At 52.9% G+C, this 18,670-nt stretch carries 19 protein-coding genes and 2 pseudogenes; 6 read left to right on the top strand and 15 right to left on the bottom strand.

The window, feature by feature from the left end; genetic code table 11:
• Positions 1–935: 935 nt before the first annotated feature.
• Positions 936–1,580 (top strand): annotated as a pseudogene (locus tag ACY4LX_RS32630) (magnesium chelatase domain-containing protein); the annotation flags it as partial.
• Between the two features lie 50 nt (positions 1,581–1,630).
• A complete protein-coding gene (locus ACY4LX_RS32635; protein WP_463258820.1) occupies positions 1,631–3,310 on the top strand; it encodes a recombinase family protein in 1,680 nt (559 codons plus the stop codon).
• A 60-nt stretch (positions 3,311–3,370) separates the two neighbouring features.
• Here the strand turns inward: ACY4LX_RS32635 and ACY4LX_RS32640 are convergent, their stop codons facing one another.
• From ACY4LX_RS32640 to ACY4LX_RS32655, 4 genes are all read right to left on the bottom strand, one after another.
• Positions 3,371–3,616 (bottom strand): hypothetical protein, encoded by a 246-nt coding sequence (locus tag ACY4LX_RS32640; protein WP_463258821.1) that lies wholly within the window; start codon positions 3,614–3,616, stop codon positions 3,371–3,373.
• Positions 3,617–3,689: 73 nt separating this feature from the next.
• Positions 3,690–4,583 (bottom strand): hypothetical protein, encoded by an 894-nt coding sequence (locus ACY4LX_RS32645; RefSeq protein WP_463258822.1) that lies wholly within the window; start codon positions 4,581–4,583, stop codon positions 3,690–3,692.
• 478 nt (positions 4,584–5,061) lie between these two features.
• Positions 5,062–5,670 carry a recombinase family protein gene (locus ACY4LX_RS32650; protein ID WP_463258823.1) on the bottom strand — a complete coding sequence of 203 codons (609 nt, stop codon included), beginning with the start codon at positions 5,668–5,670 and terminating at the stop codon, positions 5,062–5,064.
• Positions 5,671–5,828: 158 nt separating this feature from the next.
• Positions 5,829–6,038, bottom strand: a complete 210-nt coding sequence (locus ACY4LX_RS32655) for a hypothetical protein (protein WP_463258824.1) — start codon at positions 6,036–6,038, stop codon at positions 5,829–5,831.
• A 385-nt stretch (positions 6,039–6,423) separates the two neighbouring features.
• Between ACY4LX_RS32655 and ACY4LX_RS32660 the strand changes: the two genes are divergently transcribed.
• Complete coding sequence (locus tag ACY4LX_RS32660; RefSeq protein WP_463258825.1) at positions 6,424–7,272, top strand: AbiJ-NTD4 domain-containing protein; 849 nt, start codon at positions 6,424–6,426, stop codon at positions 7,270–7,272.
• Positions 7,273–7,324: 52 nt separating this feature from the next.
• Here the strand turns inward: ACY4LX_RS32660 and ACY4LX_RS32665 are convergent, their stop codons facing one another.
• From ACY4LX_RS32665 to ACY4LX_RS32710, 10 genes are all read right to left on the bottom strand, one after another.
• Positions 7,325–7,960 (bottom strand): helix-turn-helix domain-containing protein, encoded by a 636-nt coding sequence (locus tag ACY4LX_RS32665; RefSeq protein ID WP_463258826.1) that lies wholly within the window; start codon positions 7,958–7,960, stop codon positions 7,325–7,327.
• Positions 7,961–7,980: 20 nt separating this feature from the next.
• Complete coding sequence (locus tag ACY4LX_RS32670; protein ID WP_463258827.1) at positions 7,981–8,148, bottom strand: hypothetical protein; 168 nt, start codon at positions 8,146–8,148, stop codon at positions 7,981–7,983.
• Between the two features lie 677 nt (positions 8,149–8,825).
• Positions 8,826–9,041: a hypothetical protein gene (locus ACY4LX_RS32675; protein ID WP_463258828.1), complete on the bottom strand. Its 216-nt coding sequence runs from the start codon at positions 9,039–9,041 to the stop codon at positions 8,826–8,828.
• A complete protein-coding gene (locus ACY4LX_RS32680) occupies positions 9,038–9,283 on the bottom strand; it encodes a hypothetical protein (RefSeq protein ID WP_463258829.1) in 246 nt (81 codons plus the stop codon). Before ACY4LX_RS32680 ends, ACY4LX_RS32675 begins: the two co-directional genes overlap by 4 nt.
• Positions 9,283–10,215 carry a hypothetical protein gene (locus tag ACY4LX_RS32685; RefSeq protein WP_463258830.1) on the bottom strand — a complete coding sequence of 311 codons (933 nt, stop codon included), beginning with the start codon at positions 10,213–10,215 and terminating at the stop codon, positions 9,283–9,285. Before ACY4LX_RS32685 ends, ACY4LX_RS32680 begins: the two co-directional genes overlap by 1 nt.
• 396 nt (positions 10,216–10,611) lie before the next feature.
• The gene (locus ACY4LX_RS32690; RefSeq protein WP_463258831.1) at positions 10,612–11,775 is read right to left on the bottom strand and encodes a hypothetical protein; all 1,164 of its coding nucleotides are present in this window, start codon (positions 11,773–11,775) and stop codon (positions 10,612–10,614) included.
• Entirely contained in the window at positions 11,772–12,143 is a 372-nt protein-coding gene (locus ACY4LX_RS32695) for a hypothetical protein (protein WP_463258832.1), read from the bottom strand. Before ACY4LX_RS32695 ends, ACY4LX_RS32690 begins: the two co-directional genes overlap by 4 nt.
• Positions 12,140–12,403, bottom strand: a complete 264-nt coding sequence (locus ACY4LX_RS32700) for a hypothetical protein (protein ID WP_463258833.1) — start codon at positions 12,401–12,403, stop codon at positions 12,140–12,142. The genes ACY4LX_RS32695 and ACY4LX_RS32700 overlap by 4 nt, the downstream gene beginning before the upstream one ends.
• Positions 12,400–12,582 (bottom strand): hypothetical protein, encoded by a 183-nt coding sequence (locus ACY4LX_RS32705; protein WP_463258834.1) that lies wholly within the window; start codon positions 12,580–12,582, stop codon positions 12,400–12,402. Before ACY4LX_RS32705 ends, ACY4LX_RS32700 begins: the two co-directional genes overlap by 4 nt.
• Positions 12,579–13,169, bottom strand: coding sequence for a hypothetical protein (locus ACY4LX_RS32710; protein WP_463258835.1), 591 nt, complete (start codon positions 13,167–13,169; stop codon positions 12,579–12,581). The genes ACY4LX_RS32705 and ACY4LX_RS32710 overlap by 4 nt, the downstream gene beginning before the upstream one ends.
• 815 nt (positions 13,170–13,984) lie before the next feature.
• Between ACY4LX_RS32710 and ACY4LX_RS32715 the strand changes: the two are divergent.
• Together ACY4LX_RS32715 and ACY4LX_RS32720 are read left to right on the top strand one after the other, a co-directional pair.
• Positions 13,985–14,845 (top strand): annotated as a pseudogene (locus ACY4LX_RS32715) (YifB family Mg chelatase-like AAA ATPase); the annotation flags it as partial.
• Between the two features lie 62 nt (positions 14,846–14,907).
• Complete coding sequence (locus ACY4LX_RS32720) at positions 14,908–15,486, top strand: hypothetical protein (protein WP_463258836.1); 579 nt, start codon at positions 14,908–14,910, stop codon at positions 15,484–15,486.
• A gap of 341 nt (positions 15,487–15,827) precedes the next feature.
• Here the strand turns inward: ACY4LX_RS32720 and ACY4LX_RS32725 are convergent, their stop codons facing one another.
• Complete coding sequence (locus ACY4LX_RS32725; RefSeq protein ID WP_463258837.1) at positions 15,828–17,042, bottom strand: aldose 1-epimerase family protein; 1,215 nt, start codon at positions 17,040–17,042, stop codon at positions 15,828–15,830.
• Between the two features lie 268 nt (positions 17,043–17,310).
• Here ACY4LX_RS32725 and ACY4LX_RS32730 point away from each other — a divergent pair, with 268 nt between their 5' ends.
• Entirely contained in the window at positions 17,311–18,666 is a 1,356-nt protein-coding gene (locus ACY4LX_RS32730; protein ID WP_463258838.1) for an SrfA family protein, read from the top strand.
• The last annotated feature ends 4 nt before the right edge of the window (positions 18,667–18,670 follow it).

Genomic DNA, 18,670 nt, shown 5'->3' on the forward strand with positions numbered 1-18,670 from the left:
CATATTGCCTCTGGCACCGACAACGAATATTCAGCGTTGAATGACGGAGCAAGCTTGAAACATGTAGCTCTTAACTTTCATACAGATCGAAAAACCGCCCCAGCCGAAGCCAGGGCGGTTTCCACCGGGTCAATCCTTACTGCGGATCATCCCAGCGGTCCCGCAGAAACTCGTACAGGCGAAAAGCCCATAACGCGTTTCTAACGAGGCTCCACATATGTTTAAGAAACTTAGACATACTTTGGCCCTCCTTGCGTGAGGCCAAACCTCCAGTGCGCTTTCCGGCGTACGCGCACCTTTGGGAATACATGTGAGTGCATTCATTGAGGCGGCCGGGTGTGGGTTCCTCAAAACCTGCACCGGCACGACTCTCACACCGTGTCGAGAAACATGAAAATCTTTACGCTCCCAGCCACACTTCGCGACTCACTCACTCATCGAGCCTCATCGCGGCGAATGCTATCGCAGTTCTTTCAATGCGTACCTTTCAAATCTGTTAACGAGTTGTATCAAATCATGAAGTGGCGAAATCCTTTTCCGGTTCATCGCCGTTGTTAGTTCCTACCATCAGCAGATTGTTATCGACGCTTGCCTGGAGGAGAAAATTTGAATAGGCTTCCCACCGTGAGTGTGTTCATTGAGGAAGTGCAGGCCTCGGCCTCACCGAAGCCTGCAAATAAAAAACCGTCTACTCAAGGCGGTTTTTTTTCGCCTTCGATTCGGCTTTCACCGACGTCCTTCATCGATCCAGGCAACGTCCTACAACAACCTCATCCCGCGACTGATTACGTCGGCACTCCCCTCTCCCTTACGCTTTCCCCACCAGAAAGACACTCGCAACATCCTGCGAAAGTTTGGCGCCTGCGCCGCCACACGACCCGGCTACCCTTCAAAAACCGCAGGAAGCGGTTCCCGTAAAAGCTCAAGGAACGACCATGTCCCTCTCCATCGTCCACAGCCGCGCCCAGATTGGTGTCGATGCCCCCGCCGTTACCGTAGAAGTCCATCTGGCCAACGGCTTGCCGTCGCTGACGATGGTTGGTTTGCCCGAGGCGGCCGTGAAGGAAAGCAAGGACCGGGTGCGCAGCGCGATCATCAATTCCGGCCTGCAATTCCCGGCGCGGCGCATCACGTTGAATCTCGCCCCGGCGGATTTGCCGAAGGACGGCGGGCGGTTTGATCTGGCGATTGCCTTGGGGATTTTGTCGGCCAGCGTGCAGGTGCCGACGTTGACCCTGGATGACGTGGAATGCCTGGGTGAATTGGCGCTGTCAGGGGCGGTGCGGGCGGTTCGCGGTGTGTTGCCGGCGGCGTTGGCAGCACGCAAGGCCGGGCGGACGCTGGTGGTGCCTCGGGCGAATGCCGAAGAAGCGTGCCTGGCGTCGGGTTTGAAGGTGATTGCGGTGGATCATTTGCTTCAGGCAGTGGCGCACTTCAACGGTCATACACCGGTGGAACCCTACGTTTCCGATGGCTTGTTGTACGCCAGCAAACCCTATCCCGACTTGAATGAAGTGCAAGGGCAACTGTCGGCCAAGCGTGCGCTGCTGATCGCGGCGGCGGGCGCGCACAACTTGTTAACGTTATGTTATGTTGCAAAACACGACATCTCGTTCCGGTGAAGCTACCCATGACCAGCAAGGCATACTCATACATCAGGTTTTCAAGCCCTGAGCAAGCCAAGGGTGACAGCTACCGGCGCCAGCGGGTGGCGGCTGAAAACTACTGTCGCGTACACGAACTGGAGCTTGCCACCAGCCGCGAATACACATTCCTTGATCGCGGCAAGAGCGCCCATAAAGGTCAGCATTTAGATGACGAAGGACAGCTACGGCGATTCCTTGACCTTGTACAGAGCGGCGCTATTGAGCGTGGCTCCTATCTACTTGTGGAGTCGCTGGACAGGCTTTCACGGGAGAAGGTGAGCACTGCCCTCCCCCGATTCATGGACCTCCTCAACAGCGGCATACGCGTCGTCACCCTGTCAGACGGACGCCTGTACACCGAGGAATTCAATGAGCTGGATTTGATCATCAGCATTGTGCAAATGTCCCGCGCTCACAACGAAAGCGAGATAAAAGCTCAACGCCTTTCGGCGTCATGGGACAACAAAAAACACCTAGCACGTACCGAACTGAAACCACTGGGGAAGGCTTGTCCGGCGTGGCTTGAAGTGGTGGGCGGGAAGTATCAACCGATTCCTGAGAGGGTGGCGACGATTCAACTCATTTTCCAATTGGCGATTGATGGATACGGGCAAGGCGTTATCCCGCGAATGCTTAACGAGAGAGGCGTGCCTGTGTTCGGCTCTCGCAATCGAAACCACTCTGGCAAATGGGGGACCAGCAGCGTTAGCAAGATTTTGGGAAACCGGGCGTTGCTTAGCGAGTATCAGCCAACGGTAATTGTTGGAGGCGTTCGCACAAACGATGGCGAGCCCATTACTGGATTCTTTCCGGTGGTCGTGACGGAGGATGTGTTCTATCAGGCACAGGCGGTACGGGCAGAGCGCCGGATTCATAGGACAGGGGGACAGACGAAGCGCTTCAATGTCCTTCAAGGGCTTGTCAAATGCAGTACATGCGGTGACGCCATGCACCTTGTGAACAAGGGACGCCCGCCCAAGGGAGCGACCTACATTCAATGCCACAGCGCACGCAAAGGTGTATGCGATAGCGGGTATGTTCGAATCGAACGCGCCGAGGCAGTCTTACGGGAAATTCTAACCAAAGTGGACAGCCTGAGCCTTGTACAGTCCAGCGACGGCGAGACGCGGAAACAGCTAACCACGGTGGCGGGCAAACTGGAGACGGTGACGCAAAGACATGCCCAAATGTCCGAAGATTATTTCGTTTCGCCATCGGCGGGGGTGGCTCAAATGATCGCCCGGCTCGAAGGAGAACAGGAGGCTTTGAGGCAGGAACGGGAGCGACTGAAAGAGACTTTGGCAACGAGTCAGGTAGTGTCCAAGGAGGACTTTTTCGAGCGGCTGGACTTGGATTCATTCGAGGGACGGCACGCGGTCAACAGCCTGTTAAAGAGGCTACGTGTGACCATCGCTGTCGCCTGTCTCAGCCCTTCTGAACAATGGTATGTAGTCAACAGCGAGAGCCTGGCAACGTTCATGGTTTTCCACCGCGAGGACCAAATCAGAGTGGGGTCGTTTGATTATCGCATTCTCGATTTACAGGTGGCACAGGGCGAGATTTCCGAGGAAGCCCGCAAGGGGTTTGTACTCGATCCCGCGCTACTGGATGGGCTAGTGGAAGACGTACTGGCGAAGCTGGATATCAAGGTCCCCAGCAAATAAGCGCGGGCGCCACAGCGCGAAATCTTCGGGCTATAGGTAGGTAAACCGCACCTCTCAGACTTAACGACGGATATAGAAGATCCAAAGAACAATAGCGTCAGTAGCACCGCTATCGCTCGCGGTGGTGGTATCGCCGCCATCCTCGCGGATGTACCTCGACATAAATAAAATATCTACAAAAATCCAGCTCTGTTTCTGCCCTTGATCTTTAGCTTGGGTGCATAAACGAATGCGTCCGCATTCAGGTGTAAACCCGTCAGCGTCCGCTGACAATCTTTGCACGTCACCTTCGGTGTAGCAGGTCAAAAGCAAAAGCTTTGATGTGTATTGATATTATTGTATTGGCCGGTGGGCTGATCCGAAATCGGGACGATACGACTTATGCAGCCAAAGGAAAGCTGCGCGAATATTTTCTCCGATACAACGATTTTCTACGGTAACTGACTGGGCGCCGCACCTGTGCAAGCGGTGCCTCTACTGCACCTGTACGTCCTGGCAAATAGCTGTCGCCGAAGATATCCGACTCGGCGTCTACCGCTGCCATCGCCTCGCGATAAGCCTCTGCATACGCTACGTCATATGTGTGATCCGCGACCTCAGGCATAAGCTTTTCCAGCTCCCCCGGATGGCGCTCCAAGTAAAGCTCAATCCCCCTGACAGCGAAGATTGCAGCCTTCACCATGCGCTGAGCTTGGCGCGTGGAGACGCGAGTGAGCTTACGAGTTTTAGCTACGGTCCTCACCGTTACAGTGCTGACGATAGAGAGCTGGCATACGTTCCGGACATTCTTTGGCGAGACATTCAATCGGCCTTTACTGTCGCCAGCGCAGACGTAGCAGGCACCGTAAATAAAATCATCAAGCCAAGATAATTTTCTATCGACGGCAAGGGCGATGTACACGGCCCAATCATTATAAAAAACCCTCGGTGGGCGTCCTTCCTTCTCACTCGGCGGCGGCGATCCCTCCTCTTCCTCTGACTCGGCGTCAGGCTCGGCGAAGCCTTCCACCTTTCTATCCCACTCAGGATCGAACAGCCAACCTGATTCATCGGCGCGACCGGCGCGAGAAACTGGCACGGTGTAACCGGTAGGCAAAGAGTAAACAGAGGGCTTGCTGTCGTAACCGAGGATGTCACCGGTGACGCAATCCACCACTAATCCAATGGCGTGTACGAGGGTGTTCGGCGGGGTGTTCGATGGCGTGTGCGGAGGAATGATTACAGGCGTGGGGCTGGGTGTACGGGGAGGCGATTTGCGGGCGCGGGCTTTCATACGAGAGGGGTCTCCTGTTAGTTCGTTTCGGTAGGCAATTCCTTGAGGCTCTGTGAGCCCGGTGGTATGTGTTGAGAGGCAATACTACACGAACGATGAAAAAAAGTCAATCCACCCTATTGCAATTATGTATTTCCTGTGATAGCGCTACTTATAAGAAGCAAAGGTTATAGAAGATTGCACTTTCAGGAATAAGGCGAGTTTTCAGGATTTCCAATTTTTTCGCCGGACAAGGTGTAACTCTTCTGGCGACTGGAATCCATGGCTGGAAAATAAGGCTGGCGAGATTTTGGAAAACCAGCCGCGCTGTTTAACGCTCACCTCTACACCCTTGTCCAGTCGCCAGCTTTATAGAAATAACCCTGCACCCTAGGCCGCTCTCTGAGCTTGATTCAGACCAGCAAACGACTCAGCTTGCACGGACTCCAGACACGACAAAGCCCGCTCAAGGCGGGCTAATGGGCTGTCAGAAACTACGTTACTTCGCGACTCTCTGCACCGTAGACAGAGCGCAACCCACAGTCGTTGCTGTCTTGCGTAGGCTCATGCCAGCGGCGAGACATTCCTTGATGCGCTTGTGCAGTTTCTCGTCAACTGGACGGCCTGTGTAGACTCCCGCTTCCTTCCCTGTCTTGATCCCTTGAGCCTGACGACGGCGGCGGTCTTCGTAGTCCTTACGAGCGATTACAGCCAACATATCGAGCAACATGCCATTGACGGCGGCAATCATGCCCTTGGTGAAATCATCCATACCGTCGCTGGCTTTCAACGCACCGTGGCTGGTGGTCAGGTCCATGGATACAACTGTCACCTTCTTGGCTGCAATGATGGTCTTCAACTTTGCCCAATCATCCGGGGTGAGTCGTGACAGCCTGTCGATGCCTTCTACCAGTAACACGTCACCTTCGTGGCTATCGTCCAGCAGGCGAAACAGCTCAGGCCGAGCGAGCTTGGCGCCCGATTCGTTCTCTGTGTAGAAAGCCGCGATCTTGTGGCCATGGTCAGCGGCAAACTGAATCAATGGCTCTTTTGCACGTGAAGCATTTTGTGAATCTGTGGATGCTCTCAAGTAGGCACGTATGAACATTTCAACCCCTTCTATACCGTTTTGGATGTACCGATTATAGGTGTACCGATTAGGGTCTGAAAAGCGATATTTAGGTACAGGGCAAACTACCCGATTAGCGGTACTGCCTGAGCTATAGCCAATTCGGTACGCCCAAGGGCGGGCCTATCGGTACAAGTTCAGTGACCACGTAGAAGCCTGATCGCACTGGCGATGCCATCGGCGTTTGTGTCCAGTCGGGTGAGAGCGCCTGTGATGTTGGCGTGCAACTCCGTTGCTCCAGTACCCAGCAGATGCAAGGCCAGTTCCTCGATGCAGGCGCTCAAGGCCTCTTGGTTCAGGGTGAGCAATTCCAGCACGTCGGCAACGGTGGTGTTATCGGTGGTCATGGGTGGTCGTCCTTGATGGGTGGTGCGGAAATCGTAGCTCAGCTCGTGGCTGGCTGGGGGTGGGGTTGGGCCTTATGCAAGAAATGACGATTTCAGCTCAAAACTGACGATTTTATGCATAAAGGTGAAATTGCATCGCTCTCACAGAAACCGGCTTACCCGGTTTCAGCCCAAGCCCCGGAAACACTGACTTATAGGCCACTGGTCTAACCGGGCACGTGATTATAACCAGCGATAGGAGCATTGTTTACGTGGGGTTTCCGGGTAGTTATTCGGGGTTATGGGTGAGGTTGCAGCAGAACGCCAATGGCCTCCCTGCCAGCATGTACAATGCTCACACCGATGATTCGCTAAAGGCGATGACTGACATCAAAGATGGGGTGCCATGGTGACAATGGATTTCTCGCAACGAATGGGGCTAACTACAGCTATCAAGGTAGCGCAAGTCGATACTATCGATCCTGCATTGCAGAATGCATTGTGGAATGTATTAACTCTAAATCTCTTCGCAAGATTTATACGGCCAAAAGTGCATTATCCGGATAATCTGCGCGGGTCAAACTTTCAAGAATTTGCGGAGCTGGTTTTCTCCGAGTTCCATAAAGTTCCGGTAGACACCATTCCTTATAAGTGGTCGGAATTCAAAAAAGCTATACGGGAGAACTACTTCAAGATGAAGTGGCATCGCGTATATAGTTTTTTGGAGTTTGTGGTAAGCCTGAATTACAGGGGCTCTGCCCAAATCCTCGTCGAGGAATTTAATAGGGTTCTCGAAAGGGAGAACTCAGCATATCGCTTTGTTTCTGGAAAAGTGACTCCAATCACATCAAACGATGAGATCGAAGAGATTGAACAAGCTATTTCTGGCTCTGACCAGTACGCTGGCGTAAGAACGCATCTTCAAACTTCGCTGGGAATGCTCACTGATAGACAGAATCCGGACTATCGGAACTCAATCAAGGAGAGCATCAGCGCTGTTGAGTCTTTGGCGAAGCAATTGGTTGGCGTGCCCTCAGCGACTCTAGATGGTGCATTAAAGGTGCTGGAGAAGAGTCACAAACTGCATCCGGCGCTCAAGAAAGCGTTTTCTTCGCTATACGGTTACACCAATGACTCCGACGGCATACGCCACGCTCTGATGGAGAACTCGGAACTAACCAAAGCAGATGCACGATTCATGCTCATTACCTGTTCAGCATTCATAAACTTCGCCATCGACAGCGTAGAAGACTGAATAAACAGTGTTGGCCCTACACCGTAGGGCCAGGAACTGATACCGCCAGCTGTCACCATGGGTCGGACTCGCTTGAACCAAAACCCGCCCCCTTTGGCAGTACGGGAACATGAAATTTAATCTCCTCATCCAATGTATCAGCGAAGCCTTGGAGTGTTTCAAGGACAACTACAGGCGCCTTTGGTGGCTTGTCGATATACGCCTCTAGCGGAACATTCTCAAAGACTGGAGCTAGCAGCTCTACAACCTCCTGTGAAGTCACTGTGGGCTCGCTAGGCTCCAAGACTACCAATGCTGCACGTACATCCTTTATACCATCTGTAATTGGCTCTGGAGCGACAGTAGAGGCATGCTTATTATGTAGCTGTAGCGGAGCAACTATCTTGTAACTGTTAGAGTGTACAAAGCCGCGTAGCTTCTTACGCTCAACAATCATATACCCATGATTCTCCAACAGCTTGATGAACTCCTTCACCGTGCTAACGTCGCACGCTGTATCTTTGGCAATGTCTTCTTGATCGTCAAACCATAACTTACCTAGTGAGCGGAAAAGTTCGTGGCGACTGCACATATGCACCCAGATGATTTTCTGTGTAGCAGTAAGCTTGAAGTGCTCACCAGTTGTCTTACTAACCCAGTGTGTAGCACGCATCATTTCAATTGTAAGCTTGCAAAATTGTTCGGTCATCGTATTCCTCGTATTTTCGATTATAGGTTTTTCATTTGTTCTAGGAACTTGGATTCTTCCAATGCCCCAGTTCGGTAGAGGGCAATCATCTCAATCATCTGTGCAACACGAGCTGCTGCACTGGGACCACCATTACCGTTACCGGTCTTTAGCCATTCCCGACTGTGTTGACGAAACTGAATATTCATTTCTTCTCCTTGCACGGTAATATCTCACAGGGGTCAGGATGACCGATGTGAACTCAATACATCTTCTATAGGGTGTGTGCACCGTTGATTGATGATCCTTGCACGACCAATCACCATTCTTCACACAGAACAAAAAGCTCTTCTGCTTTGTAGGTGCAAGAAAACCTAGAGGGGTGCACCCGGTGCAGCGAACGTAGTGAGCGGACTCACACAGAGCATTCAATCTAACTACTTTCATTCTAATTATTATCAATATAACTAGTAGTGGAATTTCCCCCCTGCACATAGGGGATTTTCCCCTGTGTACATAGTGGAATTTCCCCCCTGTGGCTATCCGGTGCAAATGCTAGAGTCAAATTCCAGACAGCACGATACCGCCGCCTGACGTTACCTTGTGGGTAGGTCGAGAACGGTCGGTTCGGACTGCTGGAAAGAGTCGCCTTTATACGCCTGTTGACCCTGTTTTGTCAAGGGATATTGCACTCTGGTAGTTGCACCCAATCAAACTACCAATACAAGCCTCTACAATGCGCTGTGGGAGGCGTCATCTAACGAAACCACCCAGAGTGGCGCCCCATACCTGCTAACGGCCATATGGCGCGTTACAGGGCGTCGTAGAAGATGGGAGAAGTAGTGAGCGGCTTTCGCCGCCCCCATTGCAGTTGTGTAAAGTTGCATCATTGTTGATTACCCGTGTTTGGTGGTGGTAGACGGTGATCACTCAGGATATGAAGCTGGGCGAGTTTTTCTGTTGCACCTGACAAGATTGAATTCCACAGTGTTTCCACTGTAGAAGGCAATTGCAGTGGAACAGCTTCACCGTATTGTTCGGCGAGATATTCTCTACAAGCTTGCATGTAGTCTTGTTGGTGGGTGATTTCATCGTATGTCATTGTTTGCGCTCCTTGGGAAGTTGAGATAAACGCAGCTCTATACGTCTATCGATCCATGTATGAAGGTCTTCGCGCTCTTGCGAGCGCTCCACCTGTAGCACGTTGTATTGCAGTCGAAGCGCATTGTCAGTGTATTGCTCAGATACGGCGCTGGCATGATTGAAAAGGTAAGTGGTGAAGATTGCCCCCACCACCATTTGCAACACACAACAGAACATGATCGCTTGAATGACAGCTTTCATCACTCCACCTCTTTCTGATTGGCACGAGTTGTTTGCAACACCTTGCCAAGTTCATCACGGACAATACGCCCCACTTCCTGTTCGTCAGAGCCGGGAGGTGCTGTGATATTCACGGTCACATTGTTATTTACTTCTGTATGTGACTGATCGATTTTGCTTTCAACAGGCTTGTTAATAGTTTCGCTGTTCAAATCGCCGGGCAATAGCCAATTCGGCATTGGAGCAGGTTGTTTCTCACGCTGACGTTGTTCCGCCCCACGCATGATATCTTCGGATGTGTACTCGCGAGGCATGCGAAACTGTCTGTATTGGCCATCGGCAATATTCTCAGGATCAACACCAAATTTGGACAAGTCCAGAGGTGGGAACTTGAGACCTGACGTGCTGGTTAGCGTCCAATCCAGCATGGGTTTATTAGCCGGCCCATCTTCGTAATCAGGCGTGTTAGTGAGCCAGCGATACAACATGCTGATTGGATCTCTCACTTTCTCGCCAGTAGATGGTTTAGGCCCTCCACCCATGACACTTGGATCAATAGCCACACCCTCAGGGAATCCAGCCGCTGCAACTTGCTGAGCCTTTTCCTGCGGAGTCATTACCGAATCATCGGCGTTTTTACCAGCGAGTAAGCGAAGCATGCCAGTATTAACTTTGACCAAGCCCATATCGAGATTTTTCAAACCTTCCTGCAATGTGGTGGCACTTGCGATCAGTTGTCTTTCGGCATCCAATCGCTGACCCAACGCTTCGATCAGCTCGGGGTCTTTGTTGATTCCTTCACTTCTCAAATACTGGTCATTCTCTACACGGACAGCCTGAGCATCCAAACTGTGCTTATGGCGCTCCAATAGTTCTGCGGATTGAGCAACAATGTCTCGCATGCCCTGCTGGACCATCGCACCGTTAACCTTGCCATCATGTTGAGCTTCCAATACGAAGCCAGCGAGCTTTTTCTGGTCACCCTTGTAACCAAGAGCTTTACCAATTGCTTGGTAGAGGATCGTTGTTAAGCGTGTACCGAGGGCGTCAGTTAGTGGGCGTAGATCTTGGCCAAGGAATCGGTCTTTTGAATACGTTAGTGTTCAAGGATGCTCGCAAAGCATCCCCCGTAGCGTTGCTACTGCTGCATGTTGCCATGCAGACCAGACTATCTCTTGACCGGTTCTATCGAACTACGGTCTTCCCCATTTCCACCCGCTTGGGTGTACGCCTTTCGGCTAGTCGTTACACTTTCCCATCACTGGGCTTAGCTCGGTATTGTCCACGAGGGAGTTTCACCGAATTAGAGGAATGTACATTGCACTGTTTCTAATGCACGGAGCTAATGATTAACCCTGATTGAGCTGCAAGGCAGCGCTGTACTGTTGTGTCTTGTCCAAATTACCAATACGGAAAACGGCGGCTTGGTCTTTCTGCAACTGGATTGCCTCTTCCAGTGTACGGCCCTGACTTCTGAACCCCTGCACCATATTCGAATAGGCTACGGCGCTCTCCCTACTAATCTGCATCCCGAATTCCATTGAGTTGGCAATGTAAGCCTCTTTGATCCGTGCTCGTTCTTTGTCATTGTTACCAGCAGCCAAAAGGGCATTGTCGAATTGTTGGGTATCAGCCGCTGTTTCCTGACGCTTGGTGATTCTTTCGTTTAGGAAACTAATGGCAGATACCAAACCGTAGATCCCAGCAGCAGCGGCACCCAGACCAACGGTGAGACTACCGAAGCCTGTACTCTCGGGCTCGGGCCGGCGAGTCTTCCACGCATTGAAGCGATCTTGCTGCATTGAGAAGCGTTGACCTTGAATCTGGTGTCTTTCAGCAGCGCGAGCTTCACGGGCAGCGGCTGACACTTTAGAAGCCTTGTAGCGTTCGGCCTGTCTAATCCCACTGGCGCGAGCATTACTTAACGCAAGTTCTGCACGTTGATACTTGGTTTGATGCATCGCTTGCTGCTGTAGAAGTCTTACAGTTTGAGCGTGACGCTCTTGCAAGACCTTGGCGTAACGAGCTTGGCGGATTTGTGATTGTTCCGAAGCAGCTTGAATCTTGGATTCACCCAACTTTGTTTTAAGTAGTTCTTGCTGCGTTTTTTGTTGTTTAGCAGCGAGCACGGCTTGCGTTACCTGCTGTTTCAAAGATGCACTCTGAAGATAAGCTTCTTCGCGCTGTCCAGTTGCCACCAACTTCTGTGCACTGATAGCAGCGGTGTTCTGTGCATGCTGTAGACGAGCGATCTTCTGTTGTGTTGCCAGCTCCTTGCTTTGGGATTTCGTCACAGCAGCATCGAGCTTGTTCTTTTCTGCAATGGCAGCTTTACTTGATACGTTAAAAGCCTTGTTCAACTTGGCTTGCATTTGTTGAGCTTCTTTGCCAACGCGAGCCATGGAAGCCTCAGCAGTTTTCAACATCGACAGGAAGCGCTGTAACGGTGTGGCGTTGATATTAAAGATCAACTTACCCGTTAGGCGTGCAATCTCTTCGTTATGGACACTCATACTCGCTCACCATAAGCCCCACGACCGTGTTTCAGTTTCAACATGGTGTCGAATGCACGGTTGAATGCTGCTGCGTTACGTCCGTATTGGGTAACGGTTGCATCGGTGAAGTAATCGCCATTGTTGTTGGTGAGGTAATCGGCGAATACAGCTTGCACCGAGCGAGAGCCAGACAGAGCGAAATACAAACTCCCGTCTTGGTGACGAACCCAGCGGTAATTAAACTCGACATCGAAGCCGTGATAGTTACGAAGCCATTGCCCAAGCGCACATGTGAACATACGAATCTTTGGATGGCCGGTCATTTTTGTTAGTGAGTGGTGTTGCGGGATTTTTTTCAGTCCCTTCGGTGTAGCGCTCTCTGTCATTGTTTTCCTTTAGTCAATTTGGCTTGTTTTGCAAGTTTAACAATCTCGGCTGCACGTGCTTTTAGTTCAAGTAGCTCCGAGGCTCTCTTGAAGGCCGCTACATCCTCTTCAGATGCTTCCTCATCTACTGGTGTAGCCTCTTTAGTTACCGTTGCTGTAGTGGGCTCTGGAGAGCTTGTAGCAAGTGTATCTTTTGCGTACTTCTCACGTAGAATCAACTCAGTTCCTGATAGTGTGCTCGGATCGATTTTATCAGTCATTCTGCACCTCCGAATTCATTCAATGGCAGACTGAGTGCAATACGAGCACCTTCAATAAAAGCCTCAAGTACCGTAGCGTCGTATTGGGCCTTGGTAATGTAGAGCTTTGCATTCAAATCCATCTTGGCCCACGCCATATCCAACTGTTTATCAACTTCTGTATCAAAGCGGCTTCTCATTGTTGGTCTCCAAGGCCAAGGGCCTGTCTTACTTCGGCTTCAACTCGGGCATATTCTTCGGCTTCCTTGGCTGCCTTGGCATCCAACTCGGCTTGTTGTTGCTTACGGCGAGTTGCGGCCAAAAGCGACTCAACTTCTTTCGCTACAGCAGCGGCTTTCTCTGCTTCCAAGCGGGCAAGGTATTCAGATTCCACTTGGGCCAGGATCTCGGCGATATCCTTCTGCACTTGTGCCTCTGGCTTACGTAGTGACAGGATTACAAAATCGACGGTAGGGGCGGGAATTACTTTGGGAAGATGGGCAATTTCGCCGGTTGCCGAATAGCCAAGCCCCACCAACTCAACATACTTATCCAAGGTTTGTTGGAGCCCTTGCACGTCGAACTCTTCCATAATGCCGAGCTGTTCTCGGCCTTCGATGCTGCATTGGGTGCGGGTTTTGTACTGGCCTACTTCGAAGTCTTGTAGGCGTTTTAGATGCGCTGCATCTGGCTGAAACAATTGACTCATGGTTTTGCTTCCTTCATTTTGGGTTTGTTGTTGTAGTGTTGCTGGTGGCTCACGCTTTAAAGCGCGATGTTGTTGCATGTAGCACTTGTGGCTGCATGTTTGTTTTGATGCTCGTTGCGTTTGCATTGGTGTGTTACAGACCACGCACGGTCTTACGACGGTTAAAGCCATATGGCCTCCGATGTCTTGGGGATGTGAGAATAAGTTGGTGAGAATAACGACCTTCACGCCAAAGAAATCGGGTAGACAATAACGCCGTACCCGATAAAGGTTAGCCGTGAAGGAGGCTGCATTTAAATAGTGCCTATCCGGTTACCCGGTTGTGCTGTAGGCGGCAACACCGACAGATTCATCACGTCTGTCTATGGCGATGAACTCCCAAAGTTTAGGAGCTGAGCAAGTTCACCGGCAATTTAAAATGGTGACAGAGTTCAACCACCGCCCCTGTCAGGCGATCCTTGAGACATTGCAGTCTTGGTCTGGCAAGTAGTGGCCATCGCCTTGCTTATGCGATTGGAGAGGCTTGTGGTGAGCCTCGGCCTACAACAACACCCATCGCAAGTTGCTTGGACTGGTGCGGGTGATTCTGGAAATGACTTTACCGGAATTCAGCTTGGCGGCTGTCCGGTTGGGTGTAGCGAAAATTGGTTTGAAACTGGAAGGGTGAAGCGCGTAGGAAAATTCTTTAATTCGTATACTATCTTACCATGGAAGCATTGATTTGTCAAGCATAAGCGCGTAGCTAATGCAAGATATATTTTGAATTGAGCGACGGACGGCTACCAGTCACCCTTCCGGCTTGGGCGGCACGAGCTGTACATGCTGTTCCCATGTGGCTCCCTTGAGCGCTTCCAGCTCTTCCGGCGTGAACACGACAATGTTTTGTAACTTTGTACAACCTGTTGTTCAGCGGTCCGCCAGGCACGGGAAAAACCTTGCTGGCGAGCCGCTTGCCAGGGCTGTTGCCACCCTTGGCCGAGACGGAAGCGCTGGAAGTCGCGGCGATTCAATCAGTGGTCAGTTGTATGCCGTTGAGTCATTGGCCCCAACGCCCGTTTCGCCAACCCCACCACTCCGCATCAGGCCCGGCGCTGGTCGGTGGCGGCTCAAAACCGCAACCCGGCGAAATCACCCTCGCCCACCATGGCGTGCTGTTCCTCGACGAACTCCCAGAGTTTGATCGCAAAGTCTTGGAGGTGTTGAGGGAGCCGCTGGAGTCCGGCCACATCGTGATATCCCGTGCCAAGGACCGAGTGCGCTTCCCGGCACGATTCCAACTGGTGGCCGCAATGAACCCCTGCCCCTGTGGATATCTTGGCGAACCCAGCGGCAAATGCAGTTGCACACCGGACATGGTCCAGCGCTACCGCAACAAACTCTCCGGCCCGCTGCTGGATCGCATCGACCTGCACCTGACCGTCGCCCGGGAAGCCACGGCGTTGAATCCTTCGCCCAAACCCGGTGATGACACCGCCACCGCCGCAGCGCTGGTCGCCGCCGCACGGGAACGGCAACACAAACGCCAAGGCTGCGCCAACGCCTTCCTTGATCTGCCGGGCTTGCGTCGGCACTGCAAGTTATCCACAGCCGATGAAGCCTGGCTGGAATCCGCCTGCGAACGTCTGACGTTGTCACTGCGGGCGGCTCACAGACTGCTCAAAGTCGCCCGTACGTTGGCGGACCTTGAACAGGTTAACGGGATCAACCGCGAGCACTTGGCGGAAGCGTTGCAATATCGACCTGCCTCAACATAACCAATGGGCATCACCGCAAATAATTTATGCAGATCACTATTTACAGGGAGCATCAGAAATACATGGATCTACTAAAAAGTCATTGGATCAGATTTGTTTATTGCCTGTTAAGCATTGCTATCGTATGGGCGGCGCTCTTACAGCAGGAATTTGTTGTTGGCTCCCCGACCACCCTGAATAACTTTTCCTACATTGGCACTGTAATTACGATCGTCGCGCTCATCATTTCAACATCTGAAGTTTTGCACACTGTTCGTTACTCACGCAGTATCAGTGCAGAAGCCAACAGAATACTCAAGGACGCAAAAGCCGTAGAGGGCGCCTCAGCCGTCAGTGAATGCATTGCGACGCTCAATGAAACAGCAGGTTATGTTGACACCGAAAACTACCCATTGGCGCTGAAGTGCTATCAGCATTTCAGGATTCTGTTTGCCAAAATACCCGGTACAGGTCAGGAGTTCGAAAGGATTGACACTATCCTTGGAGAAACAGAAATCAGTATCAGAAAAGGAGTTTTCGCGACGGCAACCACCCCGCTCGAAAAGCCGGTCAGAATCCTTCTTCATCACAATCTTAAAAACATTAAAGAAAACCTAGAAAAAGTTAATCCAGCCAGAGGGCGCCAATATGCTACCGCCTAGATTTTTCGATTTCATCAAAGCACTCACCGCGAGAACGGAGCGGGGTGAATTCACCTGGAGTTACGACGACAACAATTCGTTTGTGAAACTCAAAGAAAAGGAATTTTCTCTTTCATTGCGTTACAGCTTCAACGCCGATGAGAAGTATGCGGAGTACGTCATTTATTACATCGATGAGATCAGAAATAAGGAACACCGGTTTTATACCAACCAAACCTGGAATGACTTCGATTTCGTCCGGCGTCTGTTCGACGCTGCACAAGCCTCAGAAATGAGACTCCCCTTCTAGCCCTTTAATGAGCAGCGGAAACAGGTATCCACCGCTCATCTCGTAAGGCCGCTTATTCTTTGGACAAATCCACCAACGGCGCCTGCCTCACCTCAGTCGCCCGTCCACCCTGAATCTCACTCACCCGCGCCAATGCCTTATCCACAGCCCCTTTATCCGCCAACAAGCTATAGCGAATCTGGAACTGCTTCTGCTCTTTTACCCCAATCGTCGGCACCAAACCGAGCGGCCGTTGATACCGACGGTTGTAGGAGAAACTCGTCCCCGGCTCCAGCCCCGTCACATACCCCTGCCCTTGGGTATCGGTGTTTTTCCACAACGAGAACACCGGCAACTGCTGAGTATTGAAGCCCACCGAAACCCCAAGGCTGCCCGCCTTGTTGTGCAGCACAGTCAGGGTGTCGCCCTTGGCGTCGCCGTACGGCACGACGTTGTAAACCGTTTCGTCGTAATCCTTGGTCGGCGCACGGTAAGTCTGCCAGTCCGGCAAGTCACCCTTGGCCTTGTCGTTGAACGGCGAAACCTGTTTCACCGGTGCGACAAAACGGGCGCCTTGTTCAAGGAACGGAGTGCTGAAATTGCTGTGGTACAGCGCCTGATACTCCTTCGGATAGTCGCCGTTGTTGGTCAAGGTATCGTTGAGGGCAAACGCCACGCTGCCGGGCTCGGTGACCAGTTCGGTATGCACCGAGAAATCGACTTTCTTGAACGCCTGTTCCTTCAACTCGCCGCGCAGGCTGATGGCGTACGGCGGCTTTTCATCTATATGCAGGGTGACTGTGCTGGCCGGGATGTTGGCGGCGCGGCCATGGAGGGTCAGCAGTTCGCCGTTGTCCAGGCCGGGGTGGCCGACCCATTCGTAGCCGCAGCGGGCGACGAGTTCGTTGAAACCTTCCAGCCAGCCCAGGCCGCCGCGACCATTGAGTTCGATGAAGGACGGATTGACCACGTCCTTGACCGGCGAATCCCAACCCATGCGCACATTGCCTACAGACGCTTGCAGGACGTTCATCCCGCGAGTCGGCACCACCGAGAGTTTCAGCGTGCCGTTGTCGATGTCGACGATGCTGACGCCCTCCTGCCGACCACCGTGCAAGGTGCGCAGGGTCACGGAGAAGGGTTTGTCGGTTTTCACCCCCAGTTGCTGGCTGGTGATTTGCCAGTTCTGGGCAGCTTTGTCGGTGTCGAGGAGGACGTAATCCCAGGCCATGGCGTGGGAAGCGGCGGACAGCGCGCCAAGGGTGATGACAAGTTTGAGCGGGGTCATGGGGGAAGCCTTTCTTGGATTTGTGTATTTTTTATAGCGCTGATGAAACGATTCAGCAAGGTTAAAAAATGCACACGTCCCGGCGCTCCCCAGCAAATACACATCAACCTCAAGCAGCCTCTTGATTCTTGCACTAGTCTCAAACGGTTTTGGACCATCGACTGATTGACGGCGACATCATAATGACATTAAGGTCGCCAGCTAAATGCAGGAGCAAGTACAGACATGTTTGTCTGTCATTTTGCGCAACGGATCATATGGAGTTTGGATGCGCGGGGCACTATTACGCAGCGGTAAGAGCGGGTCATTCACTGCCCTGGGCGAAACAGGTCAACCGGTCTACCGGGCAGCCCTGCAATTGCGCGAAGCCATTCGCCGCAAGAACCCCGAGCTGGTCGATCACCTGGCCATTCCTCAAAGCGATGAACTCGGTAACCAGATCGACTGGTACAGCGGCCTCGACGGCGATGTGATCCCGTGGAGCAGCGCCACCGAAGAGGAGCGCGCGCCTGCCCGTCGCCAACTGGAAGCCCTGAAGACGGCGCTCGACGAGTTGAGCCTGCGTTTCCTGGGCACTGACCCGGCCGAACAGCAGCAAGGCGATAAAGCCGTGTTCGGCAAGTTGCTCAAGCGCGTCATTCATTTCCCCGACGAAAACTTCGTTTACCTGGTGCAAGGCAAACCGGTGCTGACTTTCTGGGGTTTCGAGCATGCCGGTGCCGACCGCAATCGCGATCCATTGCACTGCCTCTATTCGGTTCCGCCCGTATTCACCCTGCCACCGGTGGTCGAAGCGCCGGTGGTTGCGCCTGTCGTGCCGGTGGTGATCGCTCGTCCGTGGTGGCGTCGCTGGTGGTGGCTATTGCTGCTGCCCTTCTTGCTGCTGCTGTTGTGGCTGTTGCTCGGCTTGCGCGGTTGCGTGCCGATTCCGCTGGTGGCGGTTGATCTGCTGCCAACGGGCCTCGTCCCGGTAGATAACCAACGGGAAGAACCACAACTGACCGGCACAGCCACGACGCTGAATGGCGTTCCCGTGACCGGCACCGTCGCAGGCTCTTCCACCGCTGCTGCCGTGGAAGGCACCCACGGTGTGGAAGCGCCAGCGGTCGAAGGCGACGAGGCGGACGCTGCGCCTGCCGACATCACCCAGGACCCGGCAGCCGAAGCCCCGGCCACGCCACCTGAAAACAAAACTGCGCCGCCCGCCGTCACACCGCCCGACGCGGAAAAAGCCGCTGCCGCCAAACCCGGCCCGGCGCTGAGCATTCCACCGGACGCCGCCGACGGTGCCGCCGACTTCCTCGATGGCCAGTACCGCGCGGGCGCCGGCATTCAGGACCGCCGCACCGGCAAGCCGCTGCGCCTGGAATACCAGTTCAAGGACGGTAAAGGCGAAGTCACCGTGCACCAGGCCGACGGCTCGAAATGCAGCGGCCCGGTCACCGCCGCCATGAAGGGGGGCAGTCTGGCCATCGACAGCCAGGGCCAGGCCGTGTGCGGCGATGGCAGCACCTACGACATGCCCAAGGTCAACTGTCGCAAAGGGGCGACTACGGTCGCGGACTGCACCGGCGGTTACGGAAAAGATCAATTCCCCATGTCCATGCGGCAAGCGGGCGAATAAATAC

The organism is Pseudomonas sp. Emmai, assembly GCF_055179735.1.